General features: G+C 66.8%; 22 protein-coding genes. 8 read left to right on the top strand and 14 right to left on the bottom strand.

All coding sequences use genetic code 11. The features are described 5' to 3' along the window. The first annotated feature begins 228 nt into the window (after positions 1 to 228). A complete protein-coding gene (locus B1964_RS03430; protein ID WP_014359005.1) occupies positions 229 to 1074 on the top strand; it encodes a hypothetical protein in 846 nt (281 codons plus the stop codon). On the opposite strand, the gene B1964_RS03425 is transcribed toward B1964_RS03430, so the two are convergent. From B1964_RS03425 to B1964_RS03400, 6 genes are all read right to left on the bottom strand, one after another. Continuing rightward, on the bottom strand, positions 1075 to 1761 hold the full coding sequence (locus B1964_RS03425) for a response regulator transcription factor (protein ID WP_006372735.1): 687 nt from the start codon (positions 1759 to 1761) through the stop codon (positions 1075 to 1077). A gap of 76 nt (positions 1762 to 1837) precedes the next feature. Beyond that, positions 1838 to 3232, bottom strand: coding sequence for an ATP-binding protein (locus B1964_RS03420; RefSeq protein WP_020172283.1), 1395 nt, complete (start codon positions 3230 to 3232; stop codon positions 1838 to 1840). 187 nt (positions 3233 to 3419) lie between these two features. Then, positions 3420 to 3740, bottom strand: coding sequence for a GNAT family N-acetyltransferase (locus tag B1964_RS03415; protein ID WP_014359003.1), 321 nt, complete (start codon positions 3738 to 3740; stop codon positions 3420 to 3422). 67 nt (positions 3741 to 3807) lie between these two features. Continuing rightward, complete coding sequence (locus tag B1964_RS03410; RefSeq protein ID WP_079928846.1) at positions 3808 to 4554, bottom strand: phosphoglyceromutase; 747 nt, start codon at positions 4552 to 4554, stop codon at positions 3808 to 3810. A 32-nt stretch (positions 4555 to 4586) separates the two neighbouring features. After that, positions 4587 to 5240: a DUF1361 domain-containing protein gene (locus B1964_RS03405; RefSeq protein ID WP_014359001.1), complete on the bottom strand. Its 654-nt coding sequence runs from the start codon at positions 5238 to 5240 to the stop codon at positions 4587 to 4589. 33 nt (positions 5241 to 5273) lie between these two features. After that, positions 5274 to 6878: an AMP-binding protein gene (locus tag B1964_RS03400; protein ID WP_079928852.1), complete on the bottom strand. Its 1605-nt coding sequence runs from the start codon at positions 6876 to 6878 to the stop codon at positions 5274 to 5276. Positions 6879 to 7049: 171 nt separating this feature from the next. Between B1964_RS03400 and B1964_RS03395 the strand changes: the two genes are divergently transcribed. Continuing rightward, positions 7050 to 7964, top strand: a complete 915-nt coding sequence (locus B1964_RS03395) for a hypothetical protein (RefSeq protein ID WP_079928844.1) — start codon at positions 7050 to 7052, stop codon at positions 7962 to 7964. A 495-nt stretch (positions 7965 to 8459) separates the two neighbouring features. Here the strand turns inward: B1964_RS03395 and B1964_RS03390 are convergent, their stop codons facing one another. From B1964_RS03390 to mshA, 3 genes are all read right to left on the bottom strand, one after another. Then, on the bottom strand, positions 8460 to 9749 hold the full coding sequence (locus B1964_RS03390; protein ID WP_079928841.1) for an HNH endonuclease signature motif containing protein: 1290 nt from the start codon (positions 9747 to 9749) through the stop codon (positions 8460 to 8462). Between the two features lie 473 nt (positions 9750 to 10222). Further along, entirely contained in the window at positions 10223 to 10810 is a 588-nt protein-coding gene (locus B1964_RS03385; protein ID WP_006372627.1) for a YbjN domain-containing protein, read from the bottom strand. 56 nt (positions 10811 to 10866) lie between these two features. Continuing rightward, positions 10867 to 12207: a D-inositol-3-phosphate glycosyltransferase gene (gene mshA, locus B1964_RS03380; RefSeq protein WP_079928838.1), complete on the bottom strand. Its 1341-nt coding sequence runs from the start codon at positions 12205 to 12207 to the stop codon at positions 10867 to 10869. A 147-nt stretch (positions 12208 to 12354) separates the two neighbouring features. On the opposite strand from mshA, the gene B1964_RS03375 reads away from it, so the two are divergent. From B1964_RS03375 to B1964_RS03355, 5 genes are all read left to right on the top strand, one after another. Then, entirely contained in the window at positions 12355 to 13611 is a 1257-nt protein-coding gene (locus B1964_RS03375; RefSeq protein WP_079928835.1) for a cytochrome P450, read from the top strand. After that, complete coding sequence (locus B1964_RS03370; protein ID WP_079928832.1) at positions 13608 to 14225, top strand: TetR/AcrR family transcriptional regulator; 618 nt, start codon at positions 13608 to 13610, stop codon at positions 14223 to 14225. Before B1964_RS03375 ends, B1964_RS03370 begins: the two co-directional genes overlap by 4 nt. A 100-nt stretch (positions 14226 to 14325) precedes the next feature. Next, positions 14326 to 15270, top strand: a complete 945-nt coding sequence (locus B1964_RS03365; RefSeq protein ID WP_006372623.1) for a zinc ABC transporter substrate-binding protein — start codon at positions 14326 to 14328, stop codon at positions 15268 to 15270. Continuing rightward, a complete protein-coding gene (locus B1964_RS03360; RefSeq protein WP_079928829.1) occupies positions 15270 to 16097 on the top strand; it encodes a metal ABC transporter ATP-binding protein in 828 nt (275 codons plus the stop codon). The genes B1964_RS03365 and B1964_RS03360 overlap by 1 nt, the downstream gene beginning before the upstream one ends. Continuing rightward, a complete protein-coding gene (locus B1964_RS03355; RefSeq protein ID WP_079928827.1) occupies positions 16094 to 16981 on the top strand; it encodes a metal ABC transporter permease in 888 nt (295 codons plus the stop codon). The genes B1964_RS03360 and B1964_RS03355 overlap by 4 nt, the downstream gene beginning before the upstream one ends. A 22-nt stretch (positions 16982 to 17003) precedes the next feature. Here the strand turns inward: B1964_RS03355 and B1964_RS03350 are convergent, their stop codons facing one another. Next, complete coding sequence (locus B1964_RS03350; RefSeq protein ID WP_079928824.1) at positions 17004 to 17576, bottom strand: DUF2599 domain-containing protein; 573 nt, start codon at positions 17574 to 17576, stop codon at positions 17004 to 17006. A 36-nt stretch (positions 17577 to 17612) separates the two neighbouring features. On the opposite strand from B1964_RS03350, the gene B1964_RS03345 reads away from it, so the two are divergent. Next, positions 17613 to 18740: a beta-mannosidase gene (locus B1964_RS03345; RefSeq protein WP_253193870.1), complete on the top strand. Its 1128-nt coding sequence runs from the start codon at positions 17613 to 17615 to the stop codon at positions 18738 to 18740. 29 nt (positions 18741 to 18769) lie between these two features. Here the strand turns inward: B1964_RS03345 and B1964_RS03340 are convergent, their stop codons facing one another. The 4 genes from B1964_RS03340 to B1964_RS03325 all read right to left on the bottom strand — a co-directional run. Then, positions 18770 to 20437 carry a glycosyltransferase family 39 protein gene (locus B1964_RS03340; RefSeq protein ID WP_079928822.1) on the bottom strand — a complete coding sequence of 556 codons (1668 nt, stop codon included), beginning with the start codon at positions 20435 to 20437 and terminating at the stop codon, positions 18770 to 18772. Next, positions 20434 to 21993 carry a glycosyltransferase gene (locus B1964_RS03335; protein WP_079928819.1) on the bottom strand — a complete coding sequence of 520 codons (1560 nt, stop codon included), beginning with the start codon at positions 21991 to 21993 and terminating at the stop codon, positions 20434 to 20436. The genes B1964_RS03340 and B1964_RS03335 overlap by 4 nt, the downstream gene beginning before the upstream one ends. Then, the gene (locus B1964_RS03330; protein ID WP_079928816.1) at positions 21990 to 23528 is read right to left on the bottom strand and encodes a hypothetical protein; all 1539 of its coding nucleotides are present in this window, start codon (positions 23526 to 23528) and stop codon (positions 21990 to 21992) included. The genes B1964_RS03335 and B1964_RS03330 overlap by 4 nt, the downstream gene beginning before the upstream one ends. Positions 23529 to 23538: 10 nt before the next feature. Continuing rightward, positions 23539 to 25404, bottom strand: a 1866-nt coding sequence (locus B1964_RS03325) for a hypothetical protein (RefSeq protein WP_079928848.1), incomplete at its 5' end; no start/stop codon positions are given.

Below are 25404 nucleotides of genomic sequence, written 5' to 3'. Positions count from 1 at the left end.
GAGCCGCAGCACCGCCTTCGTCGAACTCATCGGGGTCGGATGTCCTCCGCGGTGGGCATCGACCACCAGGAGATGAACTGTGTTGCTGCCCACGTCGAGGACTCCTAAACGCACGGATACACGGTAGTGCGTCGCGGGTTCGGTTGTCTGCGGCGGGTCGCTGTGGTGCGGCGATCGGGCGGTGACGGTTACCGTTGGGATGTGCCCAAGCCCAGCGCAGCCCCGCGGATGACGCCCGCTCCCGAGGTCGATCTCGATTTCCCCCGGGAATGGTACGAATTCGCCGATCCGGCCGATCCCGAACACGTCATCAACGCCGACCTCACCTGGTTGTGTTCGCACTGGACGTGCGTGTTCGGCACGCCCGCCTGCCAGGGCATCGTCGACGGCCGCGAGACCGACGGATGTTGCACGCACGGCGCGTATCTGTCGGACAAGGACGACCGCAAACGGCTGGCCAAGGGTGTGGCGATGCTGACCGCCGACGACTGGCAGTTCCACAAGAAGGGGTCGGGCAAGGATCCGCTCGGCCCCCGTGGGTATCTCGTCGAGGACGAACTCGACGACGAGCCCGCCCTGAAGACCCGCCAACACAAGGGCGCGTGCATCTTCTTGAACCGTCCGGACTTCGAGCGGGGTCCCGGCTGTGCGCTACACGCAATGGCGCTGCGGCGCGGTCTCGAACCGCTGACCGTGAAACCCGATGTGTGCTGGCAACTTCCGGTACGTCGCGAGCAGGACTGGGTGGAGCGGCCCGACGGCACCCAGATCCTCAAGACCACCATCACCGAGTACGACCGCCGCGGCTGGGGCGAGGGCGGTCACGACCTGAAGTGGTACTGCTCGGGGTCCCCCGACGCGCACGTCGGGGCGACCCAGGTGTGGCAGTCCTACGAGCCCGAACTGGTCGAGCTGATCGGCCGCCCCGCCTACGAGGCGCTCGCCGATGCGTGCCGACGCCGAAACGGACTCGGGCTCATCGCAATCCACCCGGCGACCCGGGCCGCGACCAGCCGCCGCGACACCGACATCAAGTACGAGCTACTCGACGCCGACACCGACGCCGCGGGCTGATCACGGCTCGAACTTGTAGCCCAATCCACGCACCGTCACAAGGTGTTTCGGCGAGGCCGGATCGGGTTCGATCTTCGAGCGCAGCCGCTTGACGTGGACATCGAGGGTCTTGGTGTCCCCGACGTAGTCCGCACCCCACACGCGGTCGATCAACTGCCCGCGGGTGAGTACCCGTCCGGAGTTGCGGAGTAGGTATTCGAGGAGATCGAACTCCTTGAGCGGCAACGTGATCGACTCGCCGTTGACCGCGACGGTGTGGCGTTCGACGTCCATCCGGACCGGTCCGGATTCCAGGACCGCCAAGGCCAGGTCGTCGTCGCCGACGTCTCCCCCACGACGCAGGACCGCCCGGATGCGTGCGATGAGCTCACGCGCCGAATACGGTTTGGTGACATAGTCGTCGGCACCGAGTTCGAGTCCGACGACCTTGTCGATCTCGCTGTCGCGGGCGGTCACCATGATCACCGGCACGCTCGACCGGGCGCGCAGCGATTTGCAGATCTCGGTCCCCGACACCCCGGGGAGCATGAGGTCGAGCAGGACGATGTCGGGGCTGATGCGCTCGAACACCGAGATGGCCTGTGCACCATCGTTGACGACGCTCGCCTCGAACCCCTCCTTGCGCAGGAGGAAGGCCAGCGGATCGGCCAACGACTCCTCGTCCTCGACGATCAGTACATGCGTCACTCGTGAAGCTCCTTATTTCTCAGACGTTCTCGTAGTTGCGTGGTCACGTGACTCTCGTCGTCCTCCTCCGAGGAGGTCACGCGATCTGGGGGTCGGCTCGGTGGGACTCCTTCTCGGATTCCCCGGACGCATGCGCGTTCTCGGCGTCGAGGTCCTGGGGAATCGAGAGGGTGAACGTCGACCCGGTGCCGGGTTGACTCCACAGGTTGATGGTGCCGTCGTGGGTGGCCGCAACGTGTTTGACGATCGCCAGGCCCAGACCGGTGCCGCCGGTCAGACGCGACCGCGCCTTGTCGACGCGGAAGAAACGTTCGAAGACGCGCTGTTGATCGGACGGGTTGATGCCGATGCCGCGGTCGGTGACCGCGATCGACACCATCGGCACCCCGGCCGAGGTCGTGACGCGCCGGCTCACCGAGACGGTCGTGTTCTCCGGCGAGTAGGCGATGGCGTTGACGATCAGGTTGCTCAACGCGGTCAGCAGCAGCATCCGATCGCCGCGCACCCAGGTGTGGATGGGCTCGTCGGCGCGCAGGACGATGTTGGCGGCCTCGGCGCTCACCGCGGCCCCGTCGATGGCGGAGTCGATGAGCTCGTCGACGTCGACGGCCGCGAAATGCGGTTTCTCGCCGCCCTCGAGTCGGGACAGCGCAATCAGTTCGGACACCATGTTGCCCATCCGGGTGGCCTCGGCGACGACGCGGTGCCCGAAGTGTTCGACGGATTCGGCGTCGTCGGCGGACTCGATCAGTGCCTCGGCCAGCAGACCGATCGCGCCGACCGGGGTCTTGAGCTCGTGGGACACGTTGGCGACGAAGTCACGGCGGGTGGCCTCCACCCGCAGGTTCTCGGTGTCGTCGGTGCCGTAGATCATCGCGTAGCGCTCGTCGCCGTGATAGCCGAGCCGGGCCAAACAGCGCACCGATTCGGCGTTGCGCTTGGTGGCGCGCCCGGTGGAGAGGAATCCCAGCGTGGAGGTCGGCGGGACGAAGTCGAAGCGCGCCTGCTCGCCCGTCTCGAGGACGGTCAGCGATTGCTCCCACACCGGTTCGGCGAGCAGATGCTCGGAGACGAGCCCGAGCTCGACGGCCCGATGGTTGTAGAGCACCACGTCGCGGAACTCGTCGACGACGGCGACGGCGACCTCGGAATTGCGGACGATGAGGCTGAGCAGCCCGGCCTTGGTCATCTGACCGTCCGGGGTGACCACGGGGAGATCGGATTCGCGCAGGGCCGCCGAATCCGGGACCTCGCGGGGACGGTCGGCGACGACGGGTGCGCCGCTGGGGATCACGTCGGAATCGGAGTGCACGGGATCGGAGTGGACGGATGCGGCGAGATGGGACGAGGCGGCGTCGCGGGAGGATCGGCGAAACCACCGATCGCGCACGTCACCACGACCGAGCTCGTACCCGAGCAACAACGCGAGCACAACTGCCACGATGGCCCCGGCAATGAATGCAGCGGTCACACTGGCAGCTTACGGTCCCGGAAACTTCGCGAACATTCCCGACGGCACAATTCGACTTCCGTTCACGCGGTGTTCCACCGAAACGTGACCTGAGGCACCGAAATGGCCTACGAACGGGTCCCGACCGGGATCGTCAGGGCACCACCAGGGCTCACCAGCGCTGAGCCGGGGTGGCATAGGCGCATTCTCACTGCGGAACCGGTACCGCCATATCGGCGTATTCCGGATGGCGGTCGATGAAGTGCCGCACATAGGAACAGACCGGCACGACCTGCTTTCCCGCATTGCGGATGTCATCGAGAACCGCTTGCACGAGCTGGCCGGCATATCCGCGCCCGGAGTAGGCCTCCGGGATGACGGTATGGGTCAACACCACCTGGTACGGCTCGGAGACGTAATCGACATATCCCACCGTGATCTCGTCACCGTCGGAGTCGGTGGTCAGGATTGCTTCGTATCGCTCGCGCGCAGCCGAATGAGCGATGCGCAGGTGCCCCGGATCTGCCATGCACCCAATGTAGCGCCTGTCACACGAGCGCCGCCATGACGATTGTGTTACAGATCACACCACGTGGCTATTTCTGTCCCTGCGCAGCGACCGCTGCCGCACCCGCCGCGGCGGCCTCAGGGTCCAGATAAGTGCCCCCGGGATTGAGCGGCTTGAGGTTCTCGTCGAGGTCGTAACGCAGCGGATTGCCCGTCGGGATGTTGAGACCGGCGATGTCGGCGTCGGAGATCCCGTCGAGGTACTTGACCAGTGCGCGCAGCGAATTACCGTGCGCCGCAATGAGAACGGTCTTGCCGGCGGTGATGTCGGCGGCAATGGTCTCGGTGAAATACGGGATCAGCCGCTCGACGACGTCCTTGAGGCATTCGGTCAGCGGCACCTCGGCGAGATCGGCGTACCGCGGATCGTGGGTCTGGCTGTACTCGGCGTCGGGATCGATCGGCGGCGGCGGGGTGTCGTAGCTGCGACGCCAGAGCATGAACTGCTCCTTGCCGTACTTCTCAAGGGTGTCGGCCTTGTTCAGGCCCTGCAGCGCACCGTAGTGACGTTCGTTGAGACGCCAGTCGCGGACCACCGGGATCCAGTGCCGATCGGCGGTGTCCAACGCGATCTGCGCGGTCGCAATCGCCCGGCGCAGTAGTGAGGTGTAGAGGACATCGGGCAGCAGATCATGTTCGACGAGGAGCTCGCCGGCCCGCTTCGCCTCGGCCTCGCCCTTGTCGGTGAGCGCGACGTCGACCCAGCCGGTGAACTGGTTGGACGCGTTCCACTCGCTCTCGCCGTGCCGCATCAGGATCAGGGTGCCGTTGCTCATGGTCGATAGTTTGTCACACCGGTCGGGCGGGGTCAGCGCTTGCTGGGCCGCACCGCGTCGAGGCCGTCGATCGCCCAGATCGTCAGGTACGCCAGCCCGAAGAACAGCGCGACGGCCACTGCGACACCGGTCGATTCGACGTGGGAGAACGGAGAACCCACCCATCCCAGGGTCGATCGGACGACGTATCCGGGCCGGGTCAGCAGATCCCAGGAGTTCCAGCGTTGGAAGCGGCCGATGACGACGCCGATCGCGCACAGCCCGACCGAGCACACGACGGCCAGCCAGCCGAAGATCGGGCCGAATTCCCGGCCGAGGCGCCGGTGCACCAGCAGCAACGACACCACGCCGAGGATGATGCCGGTCCACGCCGCGAAGCCGTACTGCAGGATGTGCCGCCACAGGTCATAGCCCTCGCGGAGGTGCACGAGGTCGGTGACGAGGTAGGGCGCGTTGGGCAGGAACGCCAGCCACCCGACACCGAGCGGGATCAGCCACACGCGCCGCCGGACGACGGCGAATCCGACCGCGAAGATCATCGGAATCCAGGCAAGAAACAGATTCCACACCAGAAACCGCGTCGGATAGTAGAGCGGCGTGGCCGGGTCGGTGACGCCGAGACCGACGGTCAGGGCGGTGGTGGCGATCAGCGACGCGGCGAGCACGAGGTGGCGGATGGGGATCACCGCAGCGATTGTGCCCGATGACCCGCCGGTCACTTACTTGCGCAAGTCCTTTCGTAGGATCTTGCCCGACGCCGACTTCGGGATGGCGTCGATGAACTCGACGGCGCGGACCTTCTTGTGTGGCGCGACCTTGGCGGCGACGAACTCGATCACCTCGTTCTCGTCGAGGTCGGCATCGGGCTGGGTGACCACGAACGCCTTCGGGATCTCCTCACCGTCGGCATCATTGACCCCGATCACCGCGGTGTCGGCGATCTTCGGATGCGTCAACAACAACGCCTCCAACTCCGCCGGCGGCACCTGATAGCCCTTGTACTTGATCAGTTCCTTGAGCCGATCGACGATGTAGACACACCCGGTCGGGTCGACCTGCGCCATGTCTCCGGTGTGCAGATAACCCTCGGCGTCGATGGTGTCGGCGGTGGCCTGCTCGTTGTTGAGATACCCCAACATCACGTTGGGGCCCTTGACCCACAGCTCACCGGGTTCGGACAACCCTTCGGCAGGGAGCTCGATCTCCGTGCCGGTCCCCGGGTCGACGATCTTGTTCTCGGTATTCGGGATCGCCCACCCCGTCGACGACAACGGCGGCTCCTCGACACCCAGCGCCGCAGTCGTGTCGATCGGGATGAGGTGGCTGACCGGCGAAAGCTCACTCATGCCGTAGCCCTGCAACATATGCAGATCCAGACGCTTGGCCACCGCCTTGCCCAACTCGTCATCGAGCGGGGCCGCCCCCGACATCATCACCTTCAGCGACGACAGATCGTAGTTGTCGACGATCGGGTGCTTGGCCAACGCCACGGCGACCGGCGGCGCGATATAAGCGCTGGTCACCTGATACTTCTGGATGTTGTCGAGGAATTCGACGAGATCGAAGCGCGGCATGATGACCAGGCGACCACGGTTGTACAACGCCGCATTCAGCAGCACGGTCATCCCATAAATGTGGAAGAACGGCAGCACCGCGATCACCACGTCGTCGGGTGTCATCCCCTGCAACGGTTTGATCTGCGCCACGTTGGCCACCAGGTTGCGATGGCTCAGCGCAACACCTTTCGGGTTCCCGGTGGTGCCCGAACTGTAGGGCAACGCCGCGACATGGGTCGCCGGATCGAAGGTGACCTCCGGGGCAGCCAGATTCGGCGCGAGCAGATCAGCAGCGTTGGGGTGGCCGGTCGCATCCTGCCCCTCACCGTCGAGAACGATCACGTTCTCCCCGGCGATACCGACCTCGGTCGCCGCCGCGAGCGCCTGCTCGGCCATCGGCGAGATCGTGACCAGCATCTTCGCGCCCGCATCCCGAAGCTGCTTCGCGATCTCGCTCGCCGTGAACAACGCATTGATCGTCGTCGCAGTACCACCGGCACGCAGAATGCCGTGGAAGACGGTGGCAAACGCAGGGATATTGGGTGACAGCACACCCACGACGTCACCGACCGTGATACCGCGTGCCGCAAGCGCCCCCGCCGCCGCGTTGATCTGACCGATCAGCTGTCCATAGGTGGTCTCCGCGCCCGACTTCGGATCAACAAGCGCCACCCGCTCGAGATCGGCATCAGCGATCGAGCCGAACAAGAACTCGTAGAGGCTGACATCGGGGATCTCGACATCAGGAAAGGGACTGGCGAAGCTCATGGCACCTCCGTTGGGCAGGATGATCAGCGCAATCGTATCAACAGTCATTGCCACGTTGTGACGCAGACCTCGGTCCGGTATGTCGCTTTCGCCGAAGCTGGAACAGATTCGAAAAGACGTTTCTGATAACGTCTGTTTCCACATTTGAATCACTCCGTGAATCGAGGCGTCATGCACCGTGAATCAGCCATCCGTAACACGGTCGCGGTGGCGGCGGCAGCCGCGATCATCGCCGGTGCCGGCATGGCATCGGCGGACCCCAACATCCAGACCCCCGGCGTGGATGACGGCGTGCCGAACTGCGCGGTGCTCAACGCACGCGCCGCCGCCGGCTACATCGGCACCGGAGCGCCACAACCATCTCGTCCTATGGACGAGAACTTCGCCCATCCGCCTCGCGACTGGTGCAACACCGACGTCGGGTACAGCCGCTTGTCGTTCGGCCCGAAAGGCGCCACGTTCTCCGTCCCACCGACGGTGCAAGGCCTGTTCCCTTACAACAACGCCGAACTCCTCGCCAAACCCGTCTTCGAGCCGGGCCAGACGATGGCGATGAGAGTGACCGGCACACAACAGATCCCGACGTGGAACGGCACCACCGGTTGGGGGATCTCGAATCGCTCCATCGATCCACTGGGCCTCGAGGTCGCGTGGTTCATGTGGAACGGTTCGGCCGGATTCATGGGCCAGGCCAGCCAGCTTCTCACCACGCCGTTGTTCCACGCGTTCGCGCAGGACATGCCGCGCGGCTTCTTCATGATGGTCAAGAAGGCCGGAACCCTGCTCCCGCAGATCGTCCTCCTCGACCCGAAACTACTTGCCAATCCGCATGATTACTCGATCAAGCTGGACAAGGAGTATGTCAACTTCTTCGTCGATGGACACAATGTCGGTACGTTCCGGGATGCTCCGATCGGTACGTGGCACGACATCTCCGGTGGCCCGGTCCCCCTCCTCGGCCAGATGTGGCTCGACTCGAGCTATTGGTTCCCGTTGCCGATCCCGGAGTTCAACGGACGGTGGCAGTCGGTCGACCTCGCCCGATATCGCCAGGGGCCCAGCGCCACCACGCCACTGACCTTCTGACGCTTCTCCCGCCCGGCGACCCTCCCATCCGGTGGTCGAGGTGCCGAGGAGCGCCAGCGACGAGCACGCGGCTCGCACCTCGACCAGCGATATATGACGTTCGGCGGTTCCCCATCCGATGGTCGAGGTGCACGGCGCCCCAGGCGCCGGGCCTCGAGACCTGTTGCACCGATGATTATCCGGGCCACCATGGGTCGAATCCAGCACTGGTGCAGTCGGTCTCGAGGCTCGCCGCACGCGGCTCGCACCTCGACCAGCGGGGAGGACCGGTCCCTCCCGGATCGCCGTCCCACCCCGCCCGTCCCACTCCGATGGTCGAGGTGCACGGCGCCCCAGGCGCCGGGCCTCGAGACCCCTTGTGCCGAACGGATTCCGGGCCTCGGACGGCACGACACCTCGACCATCGGGATGGGATTATCACTATGGAGTTCTCAAACAACAGATGCGGTCCCGGCGATGCCGGGTGCGGGGAATCAAGTTGTGGTGCAGGGCAGGTCAGGCTGCTACATCGTCGAGTCGCATGGTGCGTCGGTGATAGGACGGAACCGGTCGTCGTTTCGGGTCGATGCTGGCGGGTGGGATCAGCCAGGGGTGTCGGTCGAAGCCCATGATGATGTCCCAGCCGTGGTGGTGCACATCATCATGACAACTACTGCACAGCAGGCAGCCGTTGTCGAGGTCGGTGGGACCACCCTTGCTCCAGTGGGTGAGGTGGTGTCCTTGGCAGCGTCCGGCGTGGGCACCGCATTTGATGCATCCGCGATCACGCACGAGTAGTGCTTTGCGTTGTCCTGGGGTGAAGAAGCGTTTTTCTTCGCCAACACTGAGCGGTACCCCGTTGGGGTCGAGGACGATCTTGGTGATCGTGGTATCGCACGACAACATCCGCGCGGTGCCTTCGGTGATCGGACCCATGTTCTGCAAATCGCCACCGACCGCGGGGTTGTCCGCCGACCACGTCCACAACAACCCGTTGGTCGGTTTGGCGGAGAAGGTGGTGTCCGCCAGGCCTTGTGCTGCCAACTCCACGATCGTTTCGAACGCGGCGGCACAGATCTGTTCGGGTGTGCGGGGGTCGGGGGAGCCGTCGGGTTGAGGTTTCGGTGTCGACAAGGTTTCCATCAGGGTGCGGGTTTTCTCGCCGGCGACGATGTCGAGGTTCGCCGAGATTTCCAACCGTCCGTCGTCGGTGATGCGGTCGGTGTAGGAGTTGATCGTCTTGTCCTCCGCCGCTGGTAACCCACCCGGCGTCTCGGCCGCCAACTCGTTACCCAACTGCCGCGCGTACAGGTTGATCTCGGCGGGGGTGAATCCGGCGAAATAGCGCGACAAGAGTTTCCGCAGGTATTCACACCGTTGGACGGTGTCCATAGGTTTGGGAGATCGGGTGTCGATGTGCGCCAACCCACGGACGATGGCATCGGTGTGTTCGGAGGAGATGGACCCGTCAGCGGCGTGTGCGAGCAGCAGATCAATGTCGGTGGCGGCCGAGATCGGCACATACCGACTGGCGACCGACGGCGCGAAACCCATGCTGATCAACAATTCTCGCAGTCGGGTCGTCTTATGATCAGCGACGCCCAGCCGGTCCATCTCACCGGTGAGGGTGGTGGCGTGCTGATCAACCAGATTCCGCAACAACAGAACCTGCTTCATCGCACCGAAAGCCTGCGGTCCGGTCATCTCCGGATCCCATTGCAGGTCGCTGAGTTGGGTGACGATGGCGGCGAAAACTGCTTCGGCATCAACGGTTTCCGCGTCAAGGACTGTAGTGGATTCGACCATGGGCCCCTCCCCAGTGGCTGATCGGTGCGATGACTCCATACTACATCGCCAGCGTGTTCGACGCAAGGGGAATTTTGATCAATTCTGCTTGTGGACAACGTGTTTCGGCGCTGACTTTCTGTCGGTGGGGTGTGGTAAGGGGCCCGGGCTTCGTTTGTCTTGCTTTCGATGTGGTTGGGAGGCTTGTTGTCTCGCCGGGTCTCGAGGGGAAGGCGCTCGACGATCCGGGCGAAATGGTGCTCGTCCGTCGGGAGTGATGAGTACGCGGCTCCACTGTGCAGACGCGGCTGGTGCAGCGGGGGCGTCTGCGAGTTCGGCTAGCGCTTAGCTCTTTGGGGAGCGGATGTGGTTGGGAGGCTTGTGATCTCACCGGGTCTCGGGGCTCGCCGCACGCGGCTCGCACCTCGACCACCGGAGGGGGCCGGGCGCCCGGGGCGCCGTGAACCTCGACCAGCGGGAATCGGGTGGAGCGGTCAGCTACCGGAGGCGTCGTCGATCACCGAGGTTTCGCCGGGAACGTACCTGTCCGGCAACGGTTCTCCGGGTTCGGGAAGTGAGTCCTTGTCGATGAGATGCTCGAAGGCGAGCAGGTTGCGCAACGACTCTCCGCGCGAGACGCGCCACGCCCATTCGCGACGGATCGAGGTGGCGAAGCCGATTTCGAGCAGAGCGTTGAAGTCGCCGTCGGCGGCCTCGAGTACCTGTCCGAGAACACGGTCCACCTCATCGGCGGTGAGCGCATCCCCGGAGATCCGGCCGATCAGGTAGATGTCGCCGATGTTGTCGATCGTGTACGCCACGCCGTAGAGCCGGCGATTGCGTTTGAGCAGGAACTTGAAGACCTCTTCGAGTTTCTCGTCGGGGTGGCGGCAGACAAATGCCTCCACCCGCACACCGTAGGTGCCCGCGGTCAGCAGCACCGTCGTCTTGAGCTTGCGCTCCCCCGGCAGCTCGAGCACGATGTGCTCGGCCTGGGCTGCGCCGGAACTCTTACGGGTGAACGGGATCTCCCGTTCGGAGAGCACCTTTTCGAGTAATTCGATGTGGTCGGTGTGACTCATCGTCTTCCTTCCGCTTCGACGGTTGTGGCCACGAGAATCTCTCGGGACACCATCACTCAGAGGGGCATCCGCGCCCGACGGCGTCGCCAGCGGCGGGTCGCCCGCACCAGTGGGGTCACCCCGACGGCCGGGACACGGTTACCCGCAAAGGATTCCATCGCTCGCGCATAACTCGCCAACAGCGCGTCGGTGGTGTGCTCCCATGAGAATTGTTCGGCATGCTCGCGTGCGCGGCGTTCCATCGCGGCCAGCTGATCGGAACTGCTGAGCATTTTCTCCAGCGCGGTCGTCCAGTCCCCGATCTGATGCCCATCCACGAGCATCCCCGACCTGCCGTCGGCCACCGCCACCCCGAGTCCGCCGACGTTGGCGGCCAACACCGGGACGCCACACGCCTGCGCCTCGATGGCGACAAGACCGAAGCTCTCCGAATAACTGGGCACCGCAACGAGATCCGATGACCGATAGACCTCCGCCAGGCGCGTCGCGGGCTGCGGCGGCAAGAACGTGACGGCGTCGGAGATGCCGAGTTCGGCGGCCAGATCGATCAGCGCGGTCGGCCGGTCGAGTCCGCTGCCCGACGGTCCGCCAACGATCAATACGTGGACCGGCCGACGGCCCGTCGCCCGCTGCCGCTCGATCAGCGGCGCCGCGGCGGCGAGCAAGACGTCGGGAGCCTTGAGAGGCTGGATACGACCGACGAACGTCACGATGCTCGCCTCGGCCGGCAGTCCGAGTTCTGCGCGCGCATCGGAGCGCGAACCCGGTGTGTAGCAGTCGAGATCGGCACCGGGAGTCACGATATCCACTCGGCCGGGGTCGGCGTCGTACATGGTGATCAGCTCGTTGCGTTCGGTGTCGGTGTTGGCCACGAGCCGATCGGCCTCCGCAACCACCTGCTGCTCGCCGATCACCCGCAACCGCGGTTCGGCCGCATCCCCTTTCGCCAGCGAGGCGTTCTTCACCGCAGCCAGCGTGTGCGCGGTATGCACCAACGGCACGCCCCACCGCTCCCGGGCGAGCCACCCCACCTGTCCCGACAACCAGTAGTGCGAATGGATCAGGTCGTAATAGCCGGGCCGCTGCATCGCCTCGGCGCGCAGCACCCCCGCGGTGAACGCACAGAGCTGGGCGGGCAGATCCCGCTTGTCGAGCCCCTCGAACGGTCCCGCCACGATGTGTCGGACGGTGACCCCGTCCGCGGCCGCCACCGTGGGGGCATCCGCCGAGGACGTCGCCCGCGTGAAGATCTCGACCTTCACCCCACGCCGGGCCAGACGCTGTGCCGTCTGCCAGACGTAGACGTTCATCCCGCCCGCGTCGCCGGTACCGGGCTGCGCCAACGGCGAGGTGTGCACCGAGATCAACGCGATGCGCCGGGGCCGTGACGAGCTCATCCCTTCAGCTTAGAGAAGCACACGGCGACGGCTCGGGTCAGCGCCCCCGTCCGGACGGCCACGACCACCCACCGTGTGTGGTCCACATGCCCCACAGTTCTCGACTCGGACGTTGACACATTGGCAAGAGTGTCTCACTATCACTACATGACGACTGCAACGTCTCACGAACCGCTTTTCCGCCTGCGCTCGGGCGCGCAATGGCGCGACCCCTTCGGCATGTATGCGCGCCTGCGTGCCGAGTCCCCGGTCCATCACGTCACCGACGACCCGTCCGGCGCGGACTTCTGGGTTCTGACCCGGCATGCGGACGTCATGGCCGCGGCCACCGACCCGACGACGTTCTCCTCGGCGGCGGGACTCACCGTCGTCGACGGTGAGATCGAGGCCATCGGCATGGCCGACAACCCACCGATGGTCATGCAGGACCCGCCCGGCCACACCGCCTTCCGCGCTCTGGTCGCGCGCGGCTTCACCCCTCGTCAGGTGCAGTCGATCCGGCCGCGGATCCACGACTTCGTGACCACCCGCCTCGACGAAATCGCCGATCACGGACCGGCCACCCCCGTCGACATCGCACACCTGCTCCTCAAACCGTTGCCGAGCATGCTGGTCGCGCATTATCTCGGTGTGCCGGAGAAGGATTGGGCACGATTCGACGAGTGGACCGAGGCCATTGTCGGCGCAGTCGGCGGGACCGCCGACCCGGGTGCGGGAACCGCGGGCGCCGCGACCGGCGAACTGCTCGGCTACTTCGCCGACCTCATCGCGCAGCGCCGCACCGAAGGCGCCACCGGCTCCGACACCGTCTCCACCCTCGTCGCCGCCGGACGCGCCGACGACGACGCCGGCCTCGTCTCGATCCTCGCGTTCGTGTTCACCATGATCGCCGGCGGCAACGACACCACGACGGGCTTGCTGGGCGGCTCGCTGGCGCTACTGTCCGAACATCCCGATCAGCGTGCACAACTCGTAGCCGACCCCTCACTCATCGGCGACGCCGTCGAAGAGCTGCTGCGACTGACCTCCCCGGTGCAGGGGCTATGCCGCTCGACGACCCGTCCGGTGCGCTACGACACCCCCGACGGTCCGGTCGAGATCCCCGCCGGCCGCAAGGTGCTGCTCTGCTACGCCGCGGCCAACCGCGACCCGGAGGTCTTCGGCGCCGACGCCGAGGCCCTCGACGTCACGCGTCGTCCGCGCGGCATCCTCACCTTCAGCCATGGCGACCACCACTGCCTCGGCGCGGCCGCCGCGCGGATGGCGGCCGACGTCACGCTCACCGAACTCCTCGCCCGCTTCCCCGAGTTCGAGATCGATGTCGACGGAATCGAATGGGCGGCAGGACATTACGTCCGACGACCGACCCGCGTCCCGTTCCGGACCGGCCCGGTCCACCGATGACCTCGCCCACCGACTGGCTGGCCGCCGACCGCGCCGATCTGGCGGCCACGCGCATCCTCGACACCGCCGAGTCGCTGTTCGTCGCGCGCGGGGTGGCCTCGGTGACCATGCGCGATGTCGCCGATGCGGTGGGCTGCTCGCGCGCCACCCTCTACCGCCACTTCCCCGGCCGCGACCGCCTGCTGGCCGCCTACGTCGAGCGCACGGCGACCATCATCGGCGCCGACGTCGCCGAACGCATCGGCGCGGTCGGCACCCCGGCCGATCGGCTGGTCGCCGCGATCGAGACCGCACTGTCCGGGGTGCGCCGGAACCCGGCTCTGTCCACATGGTTCGACGCCGAGATGGCCGGCACGTCGACCCAGCTGGCGCTGCTCTCGCCGGCGATCGACGCCCTGGCCACCGGCATCCTCGCCCGGCTGGCACCCGAACTCGGTGACAACGAACTCGGTGACAACGAACTCCCCGACACCGACCTCTCCGATCGAGCCGGCTGGCTGGTGCGGGTGATGGTCTCCCTGCTGGCCGCCCCCGCGCCCGACGCCGACACCGAACGCGACCTGCTCACCCGCTTCGTCGTGCCGGTCGTCCTTCCTTCGCACCCTCCCGCGTAAACCGCACCCACCGGCGAACGGGCGCCGATTCGTCGCGACGAATGCCGTCCCCTACACTGCATTCGGTAACGATTGTCGTTTTCGCGAAGGGTGCTACTCCATGAAGCGTGCATTGGTCGCCTCCGCAGGTCTGCTGACCGCCGCGGCCCTGGTCCTGTCGGGCTGTTCGGACGACGGCGGCGGCTCGTCGAGTGGCGGCAAACCGACCGTGGTCACCTCGACCAACGTGTGGGGTTCGGTGGCCTCCGCGGTGGCCGGGAACGACGCCGAGGTCACCGCGCTGTTCACCAACAGCGCCGACGACCCGCACGAGTTCGAGCCGTCGGCGTCGGACACCGCGAAGGTCGCCGACGCCTCGGTGATCCTCATGAACGGTGGCCACTACGACGAGTACATGGAGCAGGCCGCCAAGAACAGTTCCGGCACGGTGATCAACGCCTTCGACATCATGGAGGGCGGTCACGAGGAGTCCACCGAAGAGACCGGCACCGACGAGGGTCACTCGCACGAGGTCAACGAGCACGTCTTCTACAACCTGGCCGTCGTCGGACAGGTCGCCACCAAGCTCGGTGAGGCGTTGGCCGCCAAGGACTCCGCTCACGCCGAGACCTACCGCACCAATGCCCTGCGCTTCAACACCGAACTCGCCGCCGTCCGCAATCAGGTGAGCCAGATCAAGGCCGCCCACAACGGGACCAAGGTCGCCCAGACCGAACCGCTGGCCGGATACCTGCTCACCGAGGCCGGACTCTCCGACGTCTCCCCCGCCGGCTTCACCGCAGCCGTCGAGGAGGGTCAGTCACCCTCGGCCGCCGACCGCGCCGCCCTGCAGGACCTGCTCACCTCCCGCACCGTGAAGGCCTTCATCTACAACACCCAGGCCGTCGACACGGTGACCGAGGCGTTGCTCACCGTCGCCCAAGGTGCGAAAGTACCGGTCGTGAAGTTCACCGAAACGCTGCCCGACGGTGTCAGCGATTACGTCGTCTGGCAGCGCGGTCAGGTCGAGGCCCTCGCGAATGCGTTGAACTCGTCCGGAGCCTGATGACCAGCCCGATCCCCGCCACCCCGAGCCCCGCAACGCCGATCCCGGTCGCCTCGTTTCGCCACGCGCAGCTCGCCTTCGGCGAGCGGGTGCTCTGGGACGACCTGAACCTGACGATCGAGGCCGGCGAGTTCGTCGCCGTCCTCGGTCCGAACGGTTCGGGCAAGACGTCGTTCCTGCGCACCCTGCTCGGCCAGTACCCGTTGAGCGCCGGTGACCTCGACGTCACCGACGCCGTCGGCTACATCCCGCAGCAGCACGCCGACGACGCCGACACCATGGCCCTGCGTGCCCGCGACCTGGTCGGATTCGGCGTCGACGGGGCGCGGTGGGGTATCGGTCTGCGCGGGCGACTCGAACGCCGACGCATCGTCGACGCCGCACTCGCCGAGGTCGGTGCGACCGCCTACGCCGATGCCCCGGTCGGGCTGCTCTCCGGCGGTGAACAGCAACGTCTGCGGGTGGCGCAGGCGCTGACCACCGATCCGCAGTTGCTGCTCTGCGACGAGCCGCTGGCCAGCCTCGACCCGGCCAGCCAGGAACGCGTCGTCGAACTCATCGACCGTCGCCGGCGCACCGCACACACCGCAGTGGTCCTGGTGACGCACGAGATCAACCCGGTGATGCCGTATGTGGACCGGGTGCTCTACCTCGTCGGCGGCCAGTTCCTCGCGGGGCCGCCGGAGAAGGTGATGACGACGGCGACACTCTCGGCGCTCTACGGCAGTCACGTCGAGGTGGTGCGCGTCAACGGCCGCCTCCTCGTCGTCGGCGGCGAAGAGGGCATCGCACACTGCCACGCCGACGAGGAGCATCCGGGCCTGTGAGTACCGTTCTGGCCGCCCGTACCGTCGTGGCCGCCGACGTCGAACTCCGCGACTTCTGGGACTTCGCCGAGACCGCGCGACTGCTGCACTACGACTTCGTCTGGCAGGCGCTCATCGCGCTGGCGCTGCTCGGCGCACTCTCCGGCGTCCTCGCCCCACTGATCGTGTCGCGGCAGATGTCATTCGCGGTGCACGGCGCCAGCGAACTGTCGGTCACCGGCGCCGCCGCGGCGTTGCTCGCCGGTGTCAGCATCAATCTCGGCGGGGTGATCGGCGCGGTCCTCGCCGCCGCCGTCTTCGGTTTCATGGGAAATCGTGCCCGCGAACGCGATTCGGTGATCGGCGTCGTAATGGCCTTCGGATTGGGATTGGGCGTGCTGTTCCTGGCACTCTACGGCCGCATCGGTGCCGGCTTCGCGCTGCTGACCGGGCAGGTCGTCAGTGTCGGCGTGCACGGGATGACCGCCATCGCGATCACCACCGCCGTGGTGCTGGTGGTCCTCACCGTCATCTACCGTCCGCTGTTGTTCGCCTCGCTGGACCCCCGGGTCGCGCAGGCGCGCGGCGTGCCGATGCGTGTGCTGTCGGTGGTGTTCGCGATCCTCGTCGGCCTCGCCGCCGCGCAGGGCGTGCAGATCATCGGGGCGCTGCTGGTGATGTCGCTGATGATCCCCCCCGGCGCCGCCGCCGCGCGCCTGAGCGCCAATCCGACGGTCGTGCTGGGCCTGTCGGTGCTATTCGCCGAGATCGCCGCCGTCGGCGGTCTGCTGCTCTCGTTGGCGCCGCAACTACCGGTCTCGGTGTTCGTCACCACGATCTCGTTCGTGATCTACCTCGTGTGCCGGGCGATCGGCTCCCGGCGGACACACGCCACCCGCACCTGACCCCACCACCGGCGCCGAGGTGTCACTCCTCCGGCCCGCCCGGGTTGCACATCGTGTTGATCATCTCCTGCTGCGACACCACCGGGCGGTCGGGTTCGATGTTCCAGCTCGGCTTGTCGGGCGCGACGATCCGCGCGTAGGTCCAGTGGCAGTCGAACTGGGCGCGCATCCCCGGGGTGTCGGCGTTGGGCGCCAGCGCGAGCACCTCGGCCCACGCGACGTCGGCGCCGTTGTCGGAGGTCGTCTTGCGACCCGAGGGCGTCGGATAGATCTGCAGGCTCGGCCCGACCTGCGTCTGCACCCACTGCACGTGATCGATGTACGGCGGCAGGTGCACCGGATCGGTCGTCGGGGACGCCGTCGGCTCGATCCACGACGACGGTGACGAAGCGGTGGGCGAGGAAGCATCCGGCGACGGGGTGGATGGCGCCGTGGCGGATGGCGACAGGGACGATGGCGACAGGGACGTGCTCGGCTCCGAACCCGTCGCAGAGGACGACTCGTCGCCGCAGCCGGCCACGCCGACGAGCAGTACGGCGCAGGCAACGGCGCCGACGACGGAAGCGAGTATTCGGTGCCACGGTTGACGTCTCACCTCCGCGACAATAGTCACCGGAGTAGGCTGCGCGGTGTGCCGAACGGTCGCACTCGCGTACGAACCACGGTGATCAGCCTGGTGCTGGCCGTGGTCCTGTTCGGGCTCAACGCCTGCAGCTACCTCAACCCGGGTTCCGAATCCGGTGCCGAGACCACACATTTCGCCGGACGTGTCGACACCACCCCCACCGGTCTGCACCTCGACGGAACGCCGTGGTGGCCTTCCGGATTCAACGCCTATCAGCTCGGCACCAACTGGGCGGTGAACGCCGGGTGCGGGGCCGAGGTGGATCTGGACCGCTACTTCGGCGCACTGCCGCCGCGCGCCCTCACCCGCTTCAACCTGTATGCGATGTTCGCGGTCAACAAACACACCGGCGGACTGGATTTCGGCCCGCTCGATGCCGTGTTCGCAGCCGCCAAGCGGCACCACCAGATGGTGCTGCCGGTGTTGACCGGCTCGTCGGGCGATTGCGAGGACGGGGTGTTCAAGGACCGGTCCTGGTACACCGACGGATGGCGCACCACCCGCGCCGTCGGTGGGATGACCTACGCCGACTGGATGTCGATCGCGGTGAAGCGCTGGGCCGGCGAAACATCGCTCGCCGGTTGGGAACTCGTCGGTGAGCCGGAGACCAGCAGCTGCGGCGCAGGCGGTTGCGACCTGGCACACCGCACCTGCCAACCCGGCGCGGCGCAGGTTCTGCGCGACTTCTTCGATGCCGCCGGGGCCGCCTTGCGCGACATCGATCGGCGCCACCCCATGTTCGCCGGCTTCACCGGCGGCGACCAATGCGGCACCACCGGCACCGACATGGACATCGTCGCGCAGTCGCCGCATCTCGACGTACTCGACTACCACGACTATCGCAACGACGAGGGCATCCCACCCGCGGGCAGCGACCTAAGCGCGCGAATCGCGTTGGCGCACCGCCTCGGCAAGCCGATCGTCGTCAACGAACTCGGCATCAAGGCCGGTTCGTGCCTGTCGATCTCGACCCGCGCCGCCGAACTACGCACCCGCCTCGCCGACATCCGGCGAGAAGGTGTCGCCGGGGTGTTGCTGTGGGCGTTCGTCCCCGATCCGCGCCCCGACGAGTGCACCTACGACATCGGCTACGACGACCCCGCGTGGCGGGTCGTCGACCAGGCGATCGTCTGAGTCGCCCCACGTCGCTCGATCGGTGTCCCTCAGCCCGACCGACTCCCGGTCACCCGGTACACCCGCCAGTCGGGCAGGTCGGCCCCCTGGTTGCGCACGTCGAGGACCCGCACGGCGATCTGCGCACCGTTCTCGTAGAGCGTCGGATAGCGTTGATTGAGGGCGTCGGACAGGCCTCGTCCGGACGCGGGTACCGCCAGCATGTATTGCACCCCTGCGGCTTTGGGGTCGTTGAGGACCTCGACGAAGTCGGAGTCGGACGGGATGACGAATTGTTTGGGCCGTCGCGACTGCACGACGACGGCGAATCCGTAGACGGTGTCGGTGAGCACGCTGCCGTCGGGCAGGTCGAGTGAGTCGAGGTAGCGGGCGAGGGTCCGTTCGGTGGAGAAGCTGCGCACGATCCGTCGTTCGTCGAGATGGCGCTGCGAGACCGAATCCGGGCGCGGCCACACCACCGACGACAGCGCGAACTCCTGCGGCGCGTACTTCGGCGAGGTCATCCCGAATGCCGTGGTGGGCAACGACACCAGCATCACCATGACCGCGATGGTGCCGGAGAACACGTATCGCCGGATCGGTCCCCCGGTCCAGTGGGCCACCAGAGTGGTGCGCGGACCCTGCCGACGATACGGCGACTGGCGTCGTGCGGGCACGGCCAACAGCGAGACCAGTGCGGCGAGCAGGATCACCGTCATGTAGAACCGCAGGAAACCGAACGTCGAACCCCGTGCGTAGGTGTAGACCTGGAACGCGAGCACCGCGCCGATCATGGCCAGCGGCACCAACACCGCGTACAAACGGCGGTGCCGGGCTCGCACGACCAGGACGAGCACCGCCAGCAGCGGCAACAGGGGCGCGAGGATCGCCAACTCGGTCATCGAGAATCGCAGCGCCTCACCCGCACCGTTGGAGCCACTGCCCCCGGATTGCTCGATGATGGCGGCGTTGCCGTATTCGGAGGAGAACTGCGCGAACGCATTTCCGGTGATGAGCCAACCGGTGAAGGCCCATGCGATGAATGCCACACCGGACGGCGCGGCCACCAGCACGGCGTCGAGGAAGGTACGACTGACCCGTTTGGTGCGATCGGCGCGGAAGAAACTGACCCAGGCGACCCCGATCGTGCTCGCCAGCGCCGCCGCACCACCGTCGTAGCGAGTGAGGTAGCTCAACGCCAATGCTATTCCGGCGACCGCCAATTCGTGGACGTCATCGGTGTCGACCCATCGTATGAGCCGCCGCGCCGCCCACGCGAGGCAGAACAGGTAGGGCGCCTCGCTCATGCCGTTGGCGCCGTAGAGCACGATCATCGGGTTCAGCGCGTAACACGCGGTCGCCAGCGTCGCCACCACCGGATCGAGGCCGCGGTCGCGGGCGACCCCGGACACCTGGATCACCGATCCGGCCATGAACGCCGAGGACATGATCACCGCCGAGACCGCGTCGGTGGTCATCTGCGGAATCCACGGGGTCAGTGCGGTGAGCGGGAGTTGCACGATCGCCGTCAGCGGCGTGAAGACGAATCCGATGGCCGCCAGATGCGGACTGCGACTGAACAACACCGACTGTGCGGACTGCACCCGCGAGAGTGCGTCGCCGAAGTACAGGTGCACATCGACCGCCAGGTACAGGCCCACCCCGCAGTAGAGCGCGAACATCGCCACGAACAGCACCAGCACCCAATTTCGGGTCATGCGCCACCACCCGAACCGGTCTCCTCGCCGCCGGAAGCCAACCCGTGCACCGTCTTCTCCCAGTACGACGGATTGAACAGGATCTGCCACATCCCCTTGATCGCGGCGATGCTCATCAGAATCCAGTACCCCGGGACCAGCAGTGCCGAACCCACCAGTTCGCTGCGGTCGTCCTCGCGGATGGCCATCAGGTTCATGTAGAGCGCCGAGCCGTTGCCGAAGACCAGCGAGAGCAACGACAGATAGTAGATCGGACCCCAGAACAGGTGCGCGACAACGGGTGGCTGGCCGGCGATCCACATGATCAGGATCAACCAGAAGACCATGTTCATGCACGCGATGAGCGGGGTGCCCGCGATGAGGAAGGTGAATCGGACCCACGCCACCGGACCGAGGATGTGCCACAACGTGATCGGGTGACGCATGTGCACCAGCCACGTCTGCATGTAACCCTTGTACCAGCGCGATCTCTGCCGAACCCAGTTGATCGCATCGACATTGGCCTCTTCGAGGGTCACCGAATCCAGCACGGCGGTGCGGTATCCGCTGTCGGCGATGCGCACGCCGAGGTCGGCGTCCTCGGTGACGTTGAACGGATCCCACGCGCCGATGTCGTCGAGCACATCACGCAGGAAGTGATTCGACGTGCCGCCCAACGGGATCGGGGCGCGGCTGACCATCATGCCGGGCAGCAGGAACCCGAACCAGATGCCGTAGTCGGCGGTGAACCAGCGGGTCAGCAGGTTGTCGGTGGCGTTGTGAAAGCTGAGCTTGCCCTGCACGCACACCACCGAATCGTCGCCGATGGTGCGGAAAACCCAGACTGCCCTGCGTAATTGGAGCGGGTCGGGTTTGTCCTCGGCGTCGAAGATGGTGACGATGTCGCCGGTGGCGAAGTTCAGACCGTAGTTGCACGCCTTGGGTTTGGTGCGCGGCTGCGCCGGCGGGGTGAGCACCACCGTCACCACGCCGCCCTCGTCCTCCATGGCGCGCGCAGCCCGGATGGTGGGTTCGTCGTCCTCCTCGAGCAGCAGGAGTACCTGCAATTTGTCGCGCGGATACTCGATCGATTCGACCGCCTTGATCAGGTCGCCGACGACCTCGGGTTCACCGTAGGCGGGCACGAGCACGGTGTAGGGCGGCAGGTCGTCGTCGGACAGGGCGCGGGCCTGCTCGTCGGAGACGGCGATGGCCCCGTTGACCAGGCCGCGCCGGAAGATGACGAGGCGGTCGATCAGCGTGACCACGTAGGCGACGGTGGCGATGCCGATCAGGGTGGCCAGCGTCGGGATCGGGAAGAAGCCGACCAACACGACGATGACGAGCAGCAGGGCCAGGCCGCCGTACTTCTGCGGCCGGGAGAACGCGGTGGAGGCCGAGGCGTCGGCGTCGGCGTCGCGGAGTCGTTCGACCGCGTCGTAGAGGGCCTGCTGACGATAGTCCTCGTCGACGAGCAACTCGGCGACCGGACGCGTCGGCCGGGTGCAGCGGCTCCGCGGGTCGGCGTCGGAGCGATGCCGGGCCCGCACGGGCGCTCCGGTGTCCTCGGCACTCACGTCCCGGCCTCCCGTCCGGCCGCTTCGACCTGGGCGTCGACGATGCCGACGGCCAAGCCCACCAACAGATCCCGGTCCTTGTACGTGGGGGTGGTGTCGCGGATGGCCGCGTTCCCGCGGAACAGGACGGTGAACATGGTGTTGACGTTGCCGACCACGGTGTACGTCGGCGCCGGGAAGTAGGCGTCGGTCTCGTGGTTGTCGACCGACCACAGCACGACCTGCTGGGTGAGGTCACCGTTGTTCCACCACCACGACACGACGGTGTAGCTGAGATAGCGGGTGTCGTCGATCACCGTCCACATCCAGGCGCGCACACCGTGCGGCATGGGCACCTCCACCGAGGGACCGAACCGGTCGCCGACCATGTCGTAACGAAAGATGTAGGGGTAGGTCTGCAGCGACAGCGGACGCCCGGTGTCCACGGAGTCGACGGCCACCCGCCGCGGCCGGGACTGCTTGTCGAACCGGGAACTGCCCTGCCGCTGCACGACCATCTGCCGGTACATCACCGATCCCGAGCTGTAGAAGCGCGCCGCCCAGTCGTACCGGCTGACCGACTCCTGCCGCCAGTCGGCGGGCAGGGCCAGCGGCACACCCACCGACATGCCCGGAATGGTCGCGCTCGGCCAGCTCGACGCCGTCACCGGAACCGGGATGAAGGCGATGGCGACGGTCGCCAGCAGCAACAGCAGCCCGGGCCTGCGGACCCGGGCGAGCGTCGGCGGATGGACGTTGCGTCCCAGTGGCGACCAGCCCAGCCGATGCCGGTTGCGGTAGTCGAAGTACATCACCAGCGACGACATCAGCGCCGCGGCCACCGCAGGCACCACCACCAGCAGAATTCGCTGCAGGCCTTCGACATAGACGTGCATCACGATCAGGATCGCCAGTCCGGTGACCAACGACAGTGCGGCGCCGATGAAGGCCCGGCGACGGTTGCGTCCGACGGCGATGAGTGTCGCGATCGCGGCGACGACGACCATCACCGCGCCCGCGGCGACCGGGCCGCCGCCCGCGGTGAGGATCATCACCCGCATCGGTACCGGCCAGATCAGCAGCGCCAGCGCCCAGGTCCACCGGAACCGCATCACCGGTCGCAGACCGAACATCACGATCGCCCCGCCGAGCACGAACAACCACAACGCCAGCAGGTCCATGTGCGCGGTGATGTAGGCCTGCGAGTATCGGGGATTGACCATGAACTGCACCGACACCGACAACAGCAACACGATCGCCCCGACGATGGTGTCGGTTTGCCGGTCGTAGATCGGCGGTTCCGGGGTGGGACGCCAGGACTTGCCGATCGCCGCGATCAGCACCAGCGCCAGCAGCACCGGGACGTAGATGATGAGCGTGAGCGCACGCATCTCCGCCAGCACCGCGAGGATGGTGACCCGGAAGGCGATGGCGGTGAGCGCGGCCAGAACCAGCCAGCGCACCGCGAGCACCACCGACGGATGGTCGGCCGGGCGCAGCGACACACCCGGCCGGGCGGGCGCCGGCGGCGGGGTGGTCGGCTCGGTCACCGTCATGGTGGGACCATCACCGCTTGTCCGGGGCGCTGTCGGCGACACCGGCGGCGGACCGGCGGCGACGCAGCACCAGGATCACCGCGCCGGCCACCACGACCGCGGCGACGAGCACGCCGACGATGATGCCGATCGTCGCACCCGTACCGAGCCCCGACGACGCCGACGGAGGCGGGGTCGACGCCGCGGCGTCGACGTAGACCGGGTCCTGATCACGCACCTTGATCAGCGCATCCCCGGAGATCGATGTCCACCGGTTGTCGTCGTCGAGCCAGCGCAGCAGGTCATCGAGATCGGAGCCGTCCCCGGTGGACGTCGCCACCAGGACGGTCCGGTCGCCGGACTGCGTCGCCTGCAACGATCCGTACCGCAGCGCCGGGGTCAGGGTGATCTGCGCCGACGACCCGCTCGCGGCATGCACCGTCACCGTGCCGCCCGACGAGCTGACCGGCAGGGTCAGATCGGGCAGGCCCCGACCATCGGCCGAGATCAGCACGGCCGGCTGCTGCGACGATGCGGCGTCGGCCATCGACACCACGTCGAGCCCCAGCGGGACGACCGACAGCCGCTGCAGACCGGCGGCGATCTCCACACCGCGGCTGACGTCGCCGACATCGCCCTTGGTCCAGGCCAGCTTGGCCCACGGCATCAACGATTCGGGGACCGATCCGAGTCCGGCCGGTTGCGGCGGATCGGCGACGTCGCTGGTGATCTCGCCGGCCGAACTCAACGACAGACTCGAGCGCGAGCCGTTCCCGCAGCCCTCGTTCACCCCGCCGCGCTCGAGCGTGACGGTGAGCTGGGTGAAGCGGGTGACCGAGTTGTCGGGCAGGTCGACCCAGCTGTTGAAGGTCCCCGAGGAGTCCGTCGGCAGTGTTGCGATGACCCGCCGGCCGATGCGCACCGAGATCACGGCGTTGTCACCACCGGCCGGTGCGTAGGAGCCGATCAGCTGGATCCGGATGTTCTTGGACGGACGGCCCAACCGGGTCTGATCGATCCCCACCGAGATCGACGGCCAGGTGTTGGAGACGACCTGTTGGTCACCGATGCCGAGATCGGCGAGGGTCTGCACGTCCGGCGCGAGCTGCGGGGCGTCGAAGAGGGGGCCGCCAACCGCCGACGAACTCGCGGCGATCGAGGCGAGATTGCTGGTCAGCATGCGCGCCTGGGCGACGAGCTGATCGGCGGGACCCCCGACGACGAGATACGCCGAGCCCTGCGGGCCGCTGCGCAACGACAGCCCCGCCGGTGCCGACGAGTCGATGACGATCTGACGTTCGAGCGGCCCGGGAGCCGTGGGCGGTGTGAGATCCGAGCGGGGACGCGCGACGGTGGTCACCGGCACCGACGCGGTTCCGTAGTGCGCGACGACAGCCGCGGCGAGGTCCACGGCCGCTGCGCCCTCGGCCTGCTTCACGTCGTCGGGAATGACGAGGGTCAATTGCCGAAGAATCGGCGGCAGGAATTGCGCGACGGTCTGCGGAATGGATTCTCGCCCGGTGAACGACACCACCGCACCGGAGAGGGTGAATGCATTGTCGGGCTCGAATTGGCAGATTCCCTGAACGGTCAGATAGGCGCGCAACGTGATGTCTGCGGCGTCTGCGCTGACGGTGACACCGGCCAGTGGCAGGACGATCTGCGCGTTCGGTGCGGTCGGGATCGGGGTCCGCGAGATCAACCGCGACCCTTGCACGACGTCGACGGTGCCGCCGGTGACGAACGACGGCAACGACACCGTGCCACGCAGTTCGTCGGGATTCAGATTGTCGGGCACCGGAATCGACAGCGACACCTCCCCCTGTTGGCCGGGAAAGGTGATGGTCGGTGACGAGCCGATCTGTTCGAGGGACATCGGTGGCGGCGGGGGGCCCCG

Origin of the sequence: Gordonia sp. i37 (assembly GCF_002043085.1) — a bacterium.
Lineage (GTDB): Bacteria > Actinomycetota > Actinomycetes > Mycobacteriales > Mycobacteriaceae > Gordonia > Gordonia polyisoprenivorans.
Note: the sequence above shows the minus strand (reverse complement) of the source record. Positions and strands in the feature narration are given on the sequence as shown.